Raw genomic sequence first — 13,273 nt, forward strand, 5'->3', positions numbered from 1 at the left:
AAATTGTGGGCGGGGAACAGCAGGCTTGTGCACCGCGTTTGCACGGGCCTGCAGGAGGGTCCGCTTGCACTGTTCGGCGCGGACGCGCAGATTGAGGCCGACGACACCAAGGGGGCTGACCGATGTCATTGCTGGATGCTGCACGCGACGTGCGCGAAAATGCCTATGCGCCTTATTCGAATTTCAAGGTGGGGGCGGCGATCCGTTCTGCCTCTGGGGTGGTCTATACGGGCTGCAACGTCGAAAACGTCGCCTATCCCGAGGGCACCTGCGCCGAGGCGGGCGCCATCGCCGCCATGGTCGCCGCCGGAGAGACCCGCCTGACCGAAGTCGCCGTCATCGCCGACAGCCCCAGCCCTGTGCCCCCTTGTGGCGGCTGTCGGCAGAAACTGGCCGAATTCGCCGACGGCCATACCCCCGTCCTTTTGGCGACCACCGATGGCGGGCGGATGGAAACCACAGTCGGCGACCTGCTGCCGGGCCGTTTCGACGCCGGCCACATGACCAACGCATCATGACCGATCCACGTCCGGTCATTGCCGCCATCCGCGATGGGCGGGGTCTGGATGGTCCGGGTGCGGCCCTGATTGCCCAGGGTCTGGCCGATGGTTCGGTCAGCGACGCCCAGGCCGGGGCATTCGCCATGGCCGTCCTGACCAAGGGCGTCGGGCCCGCGGGACGCGTCTCCCTGACCCGCGCCATGCGCGACAGTGGACAGGTCCTGCAATGGGACCTGTCGGGGCCTGTGGTCGACAAGCATTCGACCGGTGGCATCGGCGACACGGTCAGCCTGGTGCTGGCGCCGCTGCTGGCCGCGCGGGGCGTTTTCGTGCCGATGGTGTCGGGGCGTGGCCTTGGCCATACGGGTGGCACCCTGGACAAGCTGGAGGCGATCCCGGGCTTTCTCTGCGACCAGAGCCAGCAGGATTTTACCCGCATCGTGCGCCAGATCGGATGCGCCATCGTGTCGGCCACCGGCGATGTCGCGCCCGCCGACAAGCGGCTTTACGCGATCCGGGACGAATCGGGGACGGTCGAATCGATCGACCTGATCACCGCGTCGATCCTGTCGAAAAAGCTGGCGGCGGGGCTGGATGCGCTGGTGCTGGACGTCAAGGCAGGGTCGGGGGCGATCATGAAAAAGCCCGACAGCGCCCCGCGCCTGGCGCGGGCGCTGGTCGACACGGCCAACGGGGCAGGCTGCGTTACATCCGCCCTGATCACCGACATGGACCAGCCGCTGTCCCGCAGCGCCGGAAACGCGCTGGAGGTCCAAGAGGCGATCCGCGTGCTGCAGGGCGAAAGAGGTGCGCTGCGCGACCTGACGCTAGCCTTGGCCGCGGAATGCCTGCGCTTGGCCGGACAATCGACCGAGGGCCTGGAGGGCACGCTGGACAGCGGTGCCGCCGCCGAAGTCTTTGGCCGGATGGTGGCCGCGCAGGGTGGCCCCGCAGACCTGATGGAACGCCCCGGCGCGCATCTGGCCGCAGCGCCGGTCATCCATGCCGTTCCCACACCGACTGGTCGCGTGGCCCGGATCGACGTGACGGCCTTGGGTCACGCGGTCGTGGCCTTGGGGGGCGGCCGCGTCCGCGCCGGTGATCCGGTCGATCCGCGCGTCGGTCTGGACCGGATGGCGAAGTTGGGCGACCAGGTCGGCCCGGACCAACCGCTGGCCTATGTCCATGCCGCCGATGATACCGCGGCGCAGGTGGCCGTCGCCGCCGTGCAATCGGCTTATCACCTTGGGGAGGAGGGCCAGTCCGGCCCCCTGATCCGCGAAAGGATCACCACATGACCCGCGCCTTCCTGATCGTCATGGACAGCGTCGGCATCGGCGGTGCCCCTGATGCCGACCAGTATTTCAACGACGGCCAGCCCGATACCGGGGCCAATACCGTGGGCCATATCGCGCAGGCCCGCCCGCTGAGCATGCCGCATCTGGCGGGGCTTGGCCTGGGCCACGCCGTACGGCTGGCCTCGGGGCAGGATGCGCCGGGCTTGATGGTCGATCCGCAGGGTGCGTGGGGCGCCGCGACCGAACTGTCGCGCGGCAAGGACACCCCCTCGGGCCACTGGGAGATCGCGGGCGTTCCCGTGCCCTGGGATTGGTATTATTTCCCCGACACCACCCCGGCTTTCCCCCCTGAAGTGACAGCGCGCATCTGTGAATTGGCGGGAACGGGCGGCATCCTGGCCAATCGCCATGCATCGGGCACAGAGGTCATCGACGATTTCGGCCACGAGCATCTGCAGACCGGCTGGCCGATCTGCTATACTTCGGTCGACAGCGTGCTGCAGATCGCGGCCCATGAGGACGTCTTTGGCCTGGACCGCCTGATCGACCTCTGCCGCGAACTGGCGCCCATGCTGCACAAGATGCGGGTGGGACGGGTCATCGCGCGTCCCTTCTTGGGACAGCCGGGCAGCTTCCAGCGCACACCGAACCGCCGAGATTTCGCCATCGCGCCGCCTGCGAAGACCATTCTGGACATCGCGTCCGAGGCGGGACGCGACACCCATGCCATCGGCAAGATCGGCGATATCTTCAGCCATCGCGGCATCGCTTATCTGCACAAGGGCAAATCCGATGCGGATCTGGGCGAGCATCTGGTCCGTCTTGGGGGGGAGGCCGCGGACGGCAGCCTGACCTTCGCCAATTTCGTCGAATTCGACACGAATTTCGGCCATCGCCGGGACGTCGAGGGGTATGCCGCGCAGTTGGAATGGTTTGACGCGGTAGCCGGGCGCTTCTTGGCTACGCTTGGGCCAGGCGATCTGGCAATCTTCACCGCCGATCACGGCAATGACCCGACATGGCGCGGCACCGATCACACCCGCGAACGCGTGCCCGTGCTGGTTCACGGGGCGGGGACACGGTCGGTGGGGCAGGTGGGCTTTGCCGACATCGGGGCCACGGTCATGGAACATCTGGGGCTTGCGGCCCCCGAACACGGGACCTCTTTCCTATGAAGAAGATCGAACTGCACCTGCATCTGGAGGGCGCGGCACCGCCCGACTTCATCCGCGCCGTCGCCAAGGAAAAGCGCACCGATCTGAGCGGCGTCTTTGATGAACGCGGCGCCTATGCCTATGATGATTTTCCGGGTTTCCTGCGCTGCTACGAGGCTGCGACCGCCGTCCTGACGACGCCCCGCGACTATGCCCGGCTGCTGGCCGAGGTGCTGGAACGCTGCGCTGAAGAAGGCGTCATCTATACCGAGCTGTTCGTGTCGCCCGAATTCTGCGGCGGGGGCGATCTTTCGGCTTGGCGCGATTACCTGGCCGCCATGACCGAGGTGGCCCATAAGGGCCGCGCCATGGGCATCGACAGCCGTGGCATCATCACGGCCATCCGCCACATGGGCCCCGACCATGCCCGGCTATCGGCGCTCTGTGCGGCGGAAACCGCCTTTGACGCGGGCGGCGGCTGGATCACCGGTTTCGGCATGGGCGGGGCCGAACAGGTCCACAAGGCCACCGATTTCGCGTGGAGCTTCGATTGCGCGCGCGAAGCGGGACTGGGTCTGACCTGCCATGCGGGCGAATGGGGCGGGCCGGACAGCGTACGACAGGCGCTGGATCTAGGCTGCACCCGCATCGGCCACGGCGTGCAGGCGATCGAGGATGCGCAGCTGGTCCGCGATCTGGCCGAACAGGAAATCACGCTTGAAGTCTGCCCGGGGTCGAACATCGCGCTTGGGGTTTATCCGTCGTGGGACAAGCATCCCATCGTGCGGTTGGCCGATGCGGGCGTTCGGGTGACCGTGTCGACCGATGATCCGCCCTTCTTCCACACCACGATGCGCGACGAATACGACCGGCTTGCATCGGTCTTTGGCTGGGGCGATACCGAGTTCCGACAGATCAACCTCTGGGCCGCCGAAGCCGCCTTTTGCGACACCGCCACCCAAGACCGCCTGAAAAAGGAATTCGCCTGATGCCCCATCTGACCGTCGTCGATCACCCCCTGATCCAGCACAAGCTGTCGATCATGCGCCAGGAACAGGTCTCGACCGCCGGTTTCCGCCGCCTTCTGCGCGAGATCAGCCTGCTGCTGGCCTATGAGGTCACGCGGGAACTGGAACTGACCACCATGACCATCCAAACCCCCATGTGCGAGATGGAGGCCCCCACGCTGGAGGGCAAAAAGCTGGCGCTGATCTCGATCCTGCGGGCCGGGAACGGTTTGTTGGACGGGATCTTGGAACTGATCCCCGGAGCGCGGGTCGGTTTCGTGGGTCTTTATCGCGACCCCGAGACGCTGAAGCCCGTCGAATATTATTGCAAGGTCCCCAAGGAACTGGACGCCCGCATGACCATCGTCGTCGATCCGATGCTGGCCACCGGCAATTCCTCGGTCGCGGCGATCGACATGCTGAAGGCGCGCGGCGCCAAGAACCTGCGTTTCCTCTGCCTGCTGGCCGCGCCGGAAGGCGTCGAGCGCATGCGCGAAGCCCATCCCGACGTGCCGATCTTCACCGCCTCTCTGGACGAAAAGCTGGACGATCACGGCTATATCGTGCCGGGTCTGGGCGATGCCGGCGACCGGATGTTCGGGACGAAATAAGCCACCGTCCGTTAACTGCCGTTTCACGCTTTGGCCCTAGTCTGGGGCCAAAGCGGAAAGTGGATGGCAGATGCGGTTTGAACATTGGGTGGCGGCGTTGATCATGACGGGCGGGTCGGCGCTGGCGGCGCCGAACCCTCCGCCGCCGGGTGATTTCACGGGGACACAATATATCGACGGCGCGGGCTGCGTCTTTCGCCGCGACGATGCGGGCTGGTCTGCGCGCATCGATGGGGCAGGGCAGCCTCTTTGCGGTTTTCCCCCCAGCATCGCGCAGGTTCGTCAAACCGCCGCACCGGCTGAACCGGATGCCGAGACCTTGCTGATGGAACAGCTGACCCACCAGCTGCGCCCCGGCGAATGGGCCGCTGATCCCGCCCAGCCCGAAACACGCCGCCCGGCAGAACCTGCCCGTCATCCCGATCCCTTGCAGACGACCTTGACGGATGCGCTAAAAGTGGCGCCCGCCGTCAGAGAGGCTGCGGCGATCAAGCCCGCCGATGATCTCTGCACGCGCCTTGGGTATAGACCAGGGGATGAGGCCGCGCCGGGTGCCGCATTGGGGCTGTGTCCGGGGATGAAGATCAAGACGGCAACGGCGGCTGCGCCCGTCACCAAAGCCGCGCCGAAGACCGACCCAGAAAAATCCCGGCCGGCGAAACCGGCATCCAACCCCGTCAGTGCCCCCGTCAGTGCCGTTGTGGCGCGCAGGCCCGCGCCCGCCGCCGCGCCGAAACCGATGGTCGAGATGATCCCGGCCTCGGCGCGTTATATTCAGGTGGGGGCATTTCAGGACGGCGAAAATGCCCTGATCGTGTTGCGCGCCCTGTCGTCCCGCGGCTATCGCGTGGCGCAATCACGCATCAACGACAAGAACAAGGGCATGCGGGTCATCATGGCCGGACCCTTCCCCGACCGGCAGAAGCTGGTCGAGGCCTTGGCCGAACTGCGCCGCACGGGCTATGCCGGGGCAATGCCGCGCTAGGCGGTGCGAACCGCCTCGATCATGCGGGCGACATTGTCTGGATCCGCGTCGGGCGTGATGCCATGGCCCAGGTTGAAGACATGCGGACCGTTCCGCAGCGAGCGGGTGATCCGCTGCGCCTCGTGGACCAGTTCGGGGCCACCGGTGACCATGTGGCCCGGTGCCAGATTGCCCTGCACGCAGCCATCGACCTGCACGTTCTGCGCCGCCCATTCCGCCGAAACAGAGTTGTCCAGCGCGACGCAATCGGCGCCCGTGGCCTTGGCGAAACCGATATAGCGGTCGCCCGCCTCTCTTGGGAAGGCGATGACAGGAATGCCGGGGTGGCGTTCTTTCAGCGCAGAGATGATGCGCTTGGCGGGCGCCAGAGCGAAATCATCGAAATCCTGGCCATTGAGGCTGCCCGCCCAGCTGTCGAACAGCTTGACGACCTCGGCCCCGGCTTCGATCTGGGCCGAGAGATAGAGGATGGTCGCCTCGGTAATCAGATCGATCAAGGCGCTGAATGTTTCGCGATCGGCGGCTTTGAAGGCATGGGCCGGACCCTGATCCTTGGTGCCACGTCCCGCGATCATGTATGTGGCCACGGTCCAAGGCGCGCCTGCAAAACCGATCAGCGTCGTTTCCCGCGGCAGCTCCTGCGACAGGATGCGCACCGTCTCATAGATGGGCGACAGCCGTTCGTGGATCTGATCCGCCGATTTCAGCTGCGCGAAATCCTGCGCCGAGGTGATTGTGGAGAGCCGCGGCCCTTCGCCCGTCACGAACCACAGATCGGCCCCAAGCGCCTGCGGTACCAGCAGGATATCGGCAAACAGGATCGAGGCGTCGAAGCCGAAACGACGGATCGGCTGCAAGGTCACCTCGGCCGCCAGTTCAGGGTTGTAGCACAGCGACAGGAAATCGCCCGCCTTGGCCCGCGTTGCGCGATATTCCGGCAGGTATCGGCCAGCTTGGCGCATCATCCAGATCGGTGGGGTGGGCAATGTCTCGCCCGCCAGGGCGCGCAGCAGAAGTTTGGTCATATGGCCTCCTGCGCCCCTTGAAGGCGAGGCGACAGACGTTGTCAAGCGTGCGTCCGGCCGCTATCCATGCGCCATGACACAGATGCCCGACACCTCCCGCCCCATCAAGATCGGCACCCGCGGATCGGTTCTGGCATTGGCCCAAGCCCATGAGACGCGCGACCGGATGATGGCTGCGCACGGCTTGCCCGCTGATGCCTTCGAAATCGTCGTCATCAAGACGACCGGCGACCGGATCACCGATCGCCCCTTGAAGGAGATCGGCGGCAAGGGCCTCTTCACCCGAGAGATCGAGGAGGCCCTGACCGCAGGCGCAATCGACATCGCGGTCCATTCCATGAAGGACATGCCGACGCTGCAGCCCGACGGTCTGATCATCGACTGTCTGCTGCCTCGGGAAGATGTGCGCGACGCATTCGTCAGCCCTCATTTCGGTTCGATTTCGGACCTCCCGCTTGGGGCGACGGTCGGTTCGTCAAGCTTGCGCCGGCGCGCCCAGCTGGCACATCGTCGTCCCGATCTGATCTTGGTCGAATTCCGCGGTAACGTTCAGACAAGGTTGAAGAAACTGGATGATGGCGTGGCCGTCGCGACGTTTCTGGCAATGGCAGGTCTTCGCCGTCTGAACATGGTGCATGTGGCCCAAAGCGGCATCGATCCTGCCGAAATGCTGCCTGCTGTCGCCCAAGGCGCCATCGGTGTCGAGCGTCGCGCCGATGACACACGGATCGCTGACCTGCTGAAGCCGTTGCACGATGCCGAGACCGGCCTGCGCGTCGCGGCCGAGCGGGCGTTCCTGAAGCGTCTGGATGGTTCCTGTCAGACGCCCATCGCGGGTCTGGCCGAAGTCATCGGCGATGGTCTGACTTTGCGCGGAGAGATCTTGCGCCCCGATGGCAGTGCGGTCGTCAGCGGTACCAGAAATGGCGGCGTGGCCGATGGTGCCGCGATGGGTACGGATCTGGCGGAGGAACTGCTGACGCGGGGCGGACCGGGCTTCATGACCCTATGATGGGGTCGCTGCGCGATCATGTCGCAGGACCATCATCGGGCGCGCCAAGAATGGCGCGCCCGTATCATCTTCAATAACTGCGGATCAGCCCAACCAGGCGGCCCTGAATGCGCACCCGGTCTTCAGGCAGCAATCGGGTTTCGTAGGCAGGATTCGCGGCTTCAAGGGCAATCATCGCGCCCTTGCGACGATAGCGCTTCAGGGTCGCTTCCTGATCGTCGACCAATGCCACGATGATGTCACCGGTTTCAGCCGTATCCTGTTCACGGATCACCACCACGTCGCCGTCGTTTATTCCGGCGTCGATCATCGAATCGCCGGTCACTTCCAGCGCATAGTGATGTTCGCGCCCTGTCAGCATTGTCCCGGGAACCGCAACGTGATGCGACACCTCGGAAATGGCTTCAATGGGCACGCCGGCGGCGATGCGACCCATCAAAGGCAACTGCACGGCGGGGCTGTCCACCACGGTCATGGCCCCGCGCGGCCGCGAGGGCCGCGTGTTGGAGATCACGCGCGGCGTGAATGCGGGCTTGGCCCCGGTCTCCGGTTCCGCCGCATCGGCCAAGTGCGCCAGTGCGTCCGGCAAACGCAGGACTTCCAACGCGCGGGCGCGATGGGGAAGGCGCCGGATGAACCCACGCTCTTCAAGTGCGGTCACAAGACGATGGATCCCCGACTTGGACCTGAGGTCCAAGGCATCCTTCATCTCGTCGAATGACGGCGGTACGCCATCGCGAACCATCCGCCTCTGGATGAATTCCAGCAGTTGGATCTGCTTTTTTGTCAACATGGCCCGGCCTCATCGATATGTTCCGTTAATGTTCTAGCCGATGGCCCGAATCACGTCAATCATTTGACGCAGTGAAGATAAAAAAACAGTTAATTGTCAGAGACCAAGAGGAATGTACTCCATCACCTTGCCGGGGCGTCGCGCGGGATCGTGGGCCGGACGGATCAACAGGGCATCAGCCTGCGCCATCAAGGAAAGCCGGGCGGAATCCTGATCCTCGAAAGGGGTGATCACGGGTATGTCGCCCGCGCGATCCATGCGGGCCCGCAGATAGTGCTGGCGCGGCCCCTCGGCAGGCAGCTCGCGTCCAAGCCGGGCGCGACCGGTCAAGATATCCGCCGGAAGACCCTGCATCGCGCGTATCAGAGGTTGCATGAACAATACCCCGCAGGTCATTGCTGAAACTGGGTTTCCCGGCAGGCCCAGCATGACCGAATCGCGCAGTCGTCCAGCCATCAGCGGCTTTCCGGGCCGCATTGCGATCTTGTAGAAGGCGCGATCCAATCCCAGTTCCGCCGCGATCTTGCCGATCAGATCGTGATCGCCGACCGACGCGCCACCGATGGTCACGATCAGGTCGGCATCACCCGCTGCCGTGAAACTTTCGCGTAGGCTTTCATCCGTATCCTGGGCAATGGGCAGGATGCGGGGCACGCCCCCCGCCTGCGACACCATCGCCGCAATCGCCAAGTCATTGGAGCTGATGATCTGTCCGGGTCGCGGATCACTGCCCGGAGGCAGAAGTTCGTCACCGCCGGCAAGAATGGCCACACGCGGCTGCTTGGCCACAGTGACGGTCGGCAGGTTCATGGCCGCCAGCAGGCCGATATGGGCGGCCGTCAGGATCCGCCCGGCTTCCACCTGATCACCCTTGACGAAATCATTGCCCCGGGCCCTGATATTGCTGCCCGATGACCGTGTCTGGACGCGGATGCTGTCCCCGTCACGCAGGATGTTTTCCTGCAATTCGACATGGTCGAACCCGGCGGGAACGGGCGCGCCGGTGAAAATCCGGATGGCCTGGCTTGGGCCGGGTTGCCCCGTCCAGGGATGTCCTGCCGCGGCGGTGCCGACGACCTGAATGGGACCCGACATATCGGCGGCGCGCATGGCATAGCCATCCATCGCCGACGCATCAAAGGGCGGCTGTGTCAGTCGGGACACGGCGGGTTCCAGCAATGCCCGACCGTGTGCCTGTGCCAAGGGCACGGTTTCAGCGACAGGTGCCTTGGCCAGCGCCAAAACGCGTTCCAGGGCCTCGGGGACGGTGATCATGGCTGCGCCTCATAGAGGCCCGATTTCCCGCCCTCTTTTCTAAGCAACCGGATATCGGTGATCTGCATCCCCTTTTCAGCCGCCTTGAGCATATCATAAATGGTCAGGCAGGCGGTCGTCACCGCCGTCAGGGCCTCCATCTCAACGCCCGTCCGACCCGTGGTGCGCACCGTCGCCGTGACGCGGATGCCGGGCAGGGTGTCATCGGGGATCAGTTCCAGCGCGACCTTGGCGATGGGCAGGGGATGACACAAAGGGATCAGATCGGCGGTCCGCTTGGCACCCATGATGCCTGCCAGCCGCGCGACGCCCATGACGTCACCCTTGGCGGCCCCGCCCTTGGCCAGGGCCAGCGTGTCGGTGGTCATGATGACACAGCCCGTCGCCACGGCCTCGCGTGCGGTTTCTTCCTTGCCGGAGACATCGACCATGTGGGCCTGACCGGCGGCGTCGAAATGGGTCAGGCTCATGCCGGTACGTCCAAAATGGCGCGGGTCGCTGCGGCGACGTCATCCTGGCGCATCAGGCTTTCGCCGATCAGGAAACGGCGCGCGCCGACCCGCATCATGTCAGCCAGATCCGCAGGCGCGAAAAGACCGCTTTCGCAGACCACCTGACGGTCGGCGGGAATGCGCGGCGCCAGTTCGCGCGTCACATCAAGGGTGACGTCGAAGGTCTTGAGATTACGGTTGTTTATCCCGATCATCGGAGATTTGAGGCGCAGGGCGCGATCCAGTTCATCCGCGTCGTGCACCTCGATCAGGGCGTCCATGCCCCAATGGGTCGCGGCATCTTCCAGTTCGGCCGCCAGAACGTCGTCGACCGAAGCCATGATGATCAGGATGCAATCGGCACCCCATGCCCGCGCTTCGGCAACCTGATAGGTGTCATGCAGGAAATCCTTGCGCAGAGCCGGCAGATCGCAGGCATCGCGCGCGGCGGTCAGATAGTCCGGCGCCCCCTGAAAGCTGGGACCGTCGGTCAGGACCGACAGGCAGGCCGCGCCCCCGGCCTGATAGGCGCGGGCCAGTTCAGCGGGCGCGAAATCGGACCGGATCAGGCCTTTCGACGGGCTGGCCTTCTTGATTTCGGCGATCAGCGCCGGACCGGTCTTGGCCGTCGCATCAAGGGCTCGGGCAAAGCCACGGGGGGCCGAAGCGGCACGTGCGGCGGCCTCGACATCGGCCAGCGGACGCGCGGCCTTGGCGGCGGCGATTTCGTCCAGCTTGTAGGCCTTGATCTTTTCCAGAATATCCATGGGTCCGGTTCTAACGCTGCGAGTGTGTCGAGGGAAGGGGACCTATGCGGTCCAATCGATCGGTTGGCGGCCCTGATTGGCCAACCAGTCATTGATCCGGCTGAAAGGCCGACTGCCAAAGAAGCCCCGCCGCGCCGACAGGGGCGAGGGATGGGCCGTGGCAATCACCAGATCCTGCGGTCTGGCCAGATCGGCCAGCGTCTTCTGCGCATGGTTGCCCCACAGAAGGAAGGCCAGCGGCCCATGGTCCTGTGCTGCGGCAACGGCCTGTCGGGCCAGATGATGCCAACCCCATTTCGCATGTACGCCCGCTTGGCCCGGCAGGACGCTGAGTGCGCTGTTCAGCAGCAGCACCCCCTGACGCGCCCATCCCGACAAGTCGCCGGTCGGGGGCGTCGCACCCACATCGTCCTGCAGTTCGGCAAAGATGTTGCGCAGCGACCGTGGCAGCGGTGTTTCTGCCGTGACGGAAAAGGCCAATCCGTTGGCGTGGCCGGGTGTCGGATAAGGGTCTTGGCCCAGAATGACGACGCGGGTTTCTGCGGGACTGGTGGCCTGCAGCGCCGCAAAGACGTTGTCCGCGCCGGGCAGCCAGTCCTGACCCGCCAGCCGGTTGCGAATGGCGGGCCATTCCTGTTGAAAAAAGGGCAGGTCGGCCCAGGCTTCCGGCGGGGTCATGCCTCGGGCGGGCCGGTCACTTGGGACAGCGCGACAAGGCGGGCCTTGGCAGCCCCGCTGTCGATGGATTCAGCGGCCATCCGCGCGCCGTCGCGGAGGTCGGTCACCTTGTCGGCCACCAGCAAGGCCGCTGCCGCGTTCAGCAGCACGGCGTCGCGATAGGCGCCGGTCTGGCCCTCCAACAGGGCGCGGAAGGCGGCGGCGTTCTGTTCGGGTTCGCCGCCGATGATGTCCTCGAACGGATGACGCGGCAGGCCGGCATCCTCGGGCGAGATGGTGAATTCGGTGATCTGGCCGTCCTTGAGGGCGGCGACATGGCTTTCGGCGGCGATGCTCAGCTCATCCGTGCCATCGCCGCCATGGACCAGCCAGGCCGCATCGGAACCCAGATCGCGCAGCACCTCGGCCATGGGGCGGATCCACTGGGCGCTGAAGGCACCGGTCAACTGGCGCCGGACGGCTGCGGGATTTGTCAGTGGGCCCAGAAGGTTAAAGACGGTTCTTGTCCCAAGCTCCGCGCGCGGCGGGCCGACATGGCGCATGGCCGGGTGGTGCATCGGCGCCATCATGAAACAGATGCCCGCATGGTTCAGGGCCTGTTGCGCAACGGCAGGCCCGCCCATGACGTTGATGCCCATCTTGACCAGCGCATCCGCAGCGCCCGATTTCGACGACAGGTTGCGGTTGCCGTGCTTGGCGACGGGCACGCCCGCGCCCGCCACAACGAAGGCCGTCGCGGTCGAGATGTTCAGCGTGCCCTTGCCGTCGCCACCCGTTCCGACGATGTCCATGGCACCTGCGGGCGCGGTCACGCGGTTCATGCGGTTGCGCATGGCGCGGGCTGCGGCGGCAATTTCCTGGACGGTTTCGCCGCGCACGCGCAGGGCCATCAGCAGGCCGCCGATCTGGGCGGGAGTGGCAGCGCCGTCGAACAGGGCGGAAAAGGCGGTTTCGGCCTCGGGGCCGGTCAGCGGACGGGTCGCGGCGATCCCGATCAACGGGCGGATGTCGGTCATGCGGCGGCCTCTGCCTTGGTGCAGCGGGACAGGAAGGTGCGGATCATCTCGTGTCCGTTTTCAGAGGCGATGGATTCGGGGTGGAACTGCACGCCTTCGATCGGCAGATCGCGGTGGATCAGCCCCATGATCGTCCCGTCATCCGAGGTCGCGGTGACGCGCAGGCAATCGGGCAGGCTTTCGGGCTGCACAGTCAGCGAATGATAGCGCGTGGCATTCATGGGCGAGGGGAGGCCTGCGAAGACCCCCGTGCCGTCATGGCTGATCGCATCGACCTTGCCATGCAGGATGCGCGTCGCGCGCACGATCTTGCCACCAAAAGCCTGGCCGATCGACTGATGGCCCAGGCACACGCCCAGCAGCGGGATGCGCCGATCCGCGGCCGCCTTGATCAGGTCCAGACAGATGCCCGCCTGATCGGGATCGCAGGGACCCGGAGAGATCACGATGCCGTCGGGGTCCAGCGCCAGCGCCTGATCGACGGTCAGTTGATCGTTGCGGCGCACCGTGACCTCGGCCCCCGCTTCGCCCATGTAATGGACCAGGTTCCAGGTGAAGCTGTCGTAATTGTCGATCAGAAGGATCATCGGCTTGGCACCTTGTCGTCAGGGAACTTGGATCTTCGCGCGGCGGCGTGAACGGAGGCGGTGAATGGGGGCGG

General features: G+C 65.3%; 15 protein-coding genes. 7 read left to right on the top strand and 8 right to left on the bottom strand.

Features of this window, described 5'->3' with window-relative positions; all coding sequences use genetic code 11:
- Positions 1 to 122 precede the first annotated feature (122 nt).
- The 6 genes from DKT70_RS12365 to DKT70_RS12390 all read left to right on the top strand — a co-directional run bounded on the left by DKT70_RS12365 (position 123) and on the right by DKT70_RS12390 (position 5,555).
- Complete coding sequence (locus DKT70_RS12365; protein WP_111559427.1) at positions 123 to 518, top strand: cytidine deaminase; 396 nt, start codon at positions 123 to 125, stop codon at positions 516 to 518.
- Positions 515 to 1,798 carry a thymidine phosphorylase gene (locus DKT70_RS12370; protein WP_111559428.1) on the top strand — a complete coding sequence of 428 codons (1,284 nt, stop codon included), beginning with the start codon at positions 515 to 517 and terminating at the stop codon, positions 1,796 to 1,798. The genes DKT70_RS12365 and DKT70_RS12370 overlap by 4 nt, the downstream gene beginning before the upstream one ends.
- Positions 1,795 to 2,973 carry a phosphopentomutase gene (locus DKT70_RS12375; protein ID WP_111559429.1) on the top strand — a complete coding sequence of 393 codons (1,179 nt, stop codon included), beginning with the start codon at positions 1,795 to 1,797 and terminating at the stop codon, positions 2,971 to 2,973. Before DKT70_RS12370 ends, DKT70_RS12375 begins: the two co-directional genes overlap by 4 nt.
- Positions 2,970 to 3,941, top strand: coding sequence for an adenosine deaminase (locus DKT70_RS12380; RefSeq protein WP_111559430.1), 972 nt, complete (start codon positions 2,970 to 2,972; stop codon positions 3,939 to 3,941). Before DKT70_RS12375 ends, DKT70_RS12380 begins: the two co-directional genes overlap by 4 nt.
- Positions 3,941 to 4,570 carry a uracil phosphoribosyltransferase gene (gene upp / locus DKT70_RS12385; RefSeq protein ID WP_199559588.1) on the top strand — a complete coding sequence of 210 codons (630 nt, stop codon included), beginning with the start codon at positions 3,941 to 3,943 and terminating at the stop codon, positions 4,568 to 4,570. Before DKT70_RS12380 ends, upp begins: the two co-directional genes overlap by 1 nt.
- Positions 4,571 to 4,640: 70 nt before the next feature.
- Entirely contained in the window at positions 4,641 to 5,555 is a 915-nt protein-coding gene (locus DKT70_RS12390) for an SPOR domain-containing protein (protein ID WP_111559431.1), read from the top strand.
- Here DKT70_RS12390 and hemE read toward each other — a convergent pair.
- A complete protein-coding gene (gene hemE / locus DKT70_RS12395; RefSeq protein ID WP_111559432.1) occupies positions 5,552 to 6,580 on the bottom strand; it encodes a uroporphyrinogen decarboxylase in 1,029 nt (342 codons plus the stop codon). The genes DKT70_RS12390 and hemE overlap by 4 nt on opposite strands.
- Before the next feature lie 73 nt (positions 6,581 to 6,653).
- On the opposite strand from hemE, the gene hemC reads away from it, so the two are divergent.
- A complete protein-coding gene (gene hemC / locus DKT70_RS12400) occupies positions 6,654 to 7,592 on the top strand; it encodes a hydroxymethylbilane synthase (RefSeq protein WP_111559433.1) in 939 nt (312 codons plus the stop codon).
- Positions 7,593 to 7,662: 70 nt separating this feature from the next.
- Here hemC and lexA read toward each other — a convergent pair whose 3' ends face one another.
- From lexA to DKT70_RS12435, 7 genes are all read right to left on the bottom strand, one after another.
- Positions 7,663 to 8,385 (bottom strand): transcriptional repressor LexA, encoded by a 723-nt coding sequence (lexA, locus tag DKT70_RS12405; protein WP_072296251.1) that lies wholly within the window; start codon positions 8,383 to 8,385, stop codon positions 7,663 to 7,665.
- Between the two features lie 96 nt (positions 8,386 to 8,481).
- Positions 8,482 to 9,660, bottom strand: a complete 1,179-nt coding sequence (locus tag DKT70_RS12410) for a molybdopterin molybdotransferase MoeA (protein WP_111559434.1) — start codon at positions 9,658 to 9,660, stop codon at positions 8,482 to 8,484.
- A complete protein-coding gene (moaC, locus tag DKT70_RS12415) occupies positions 9,657 to 10,130 on the bottom strand; it encodes a cyclic pyranopterin monophosphate synthase MoaC (protein ID WP_111559435.1) in 474 nt (157 codons plus the stop codon). The genes DKT70_RS12410 and moaC overlap by 4 nt, the downstream gene beginning before the upstream one ends.
- Positions 10,127 to 10,918 (bottom strand): indole-3-glycerol phosphate synthase TrpC, encoded by a 792-nt coding sequence (gene trpC / locus DKT70_RS12420; protein ID WP_111559436.1) that lies wholly within the window; start codon positions 10,916 to 10,918, stop codon positions 10,127 to 10,129. The genes moaC and trpC overlap by 4 nt, the downstream gene beginning before the upstream one ends.
- 42 nt (positions 10,919 to 10,960) lie before the next feature.
- A complete protein-coding gene (locus DKT70_RS12425; RefSeq protein WP_111559437.1) occupies positions 10,961 to 11,596 on the bottom strand; it encodes a uracil-DNA glycosylase in 636 nt (211 codons plus the stop codon).
- Positions 11,593 to 12,612, bottom strand: a complete 1,020-nt coding sequence (gene trpD, locus DKT70_RS12430; protein WP_111559438.1) for an anthranilate phosphoribosyltransferase — start codon at positions 12,610 to 12,612, stop codon at positions 11,593 to 11,595. The genes DKT70_RS12425 and trpD overlap by 4 nt, the downstream gene beginning before the upstream one ends.
- Positions 12,609 to 13,199 (bottom strand): anthranilate synthase component II, encoded by a 591-nt coding sequence (locus tag DKT70_RS12435; protein WP_111559439.1) that lies wholly within the window; start codon positions 13,197 to 13,199, stop codon positions 12,609 to 12,611. Before DKT70_RS12435 ends, trpD begins: the two co-directional genes overlap by 4 nt.
- Positions 13,200 to 13,273 lie beyond the last annotated feature (74 nt).

Origin of the sequence: Paracoccus sediminilitoris (assembly GCF_003259195.1) — a bacterium.
Classification (GTDB): Bacteria; Pseudomonadota; Alphaproteobacteria; order Rhodobacterales; family Rhodobacteraceae; genus Paracoccus; species Paracoccus sediminilitoris.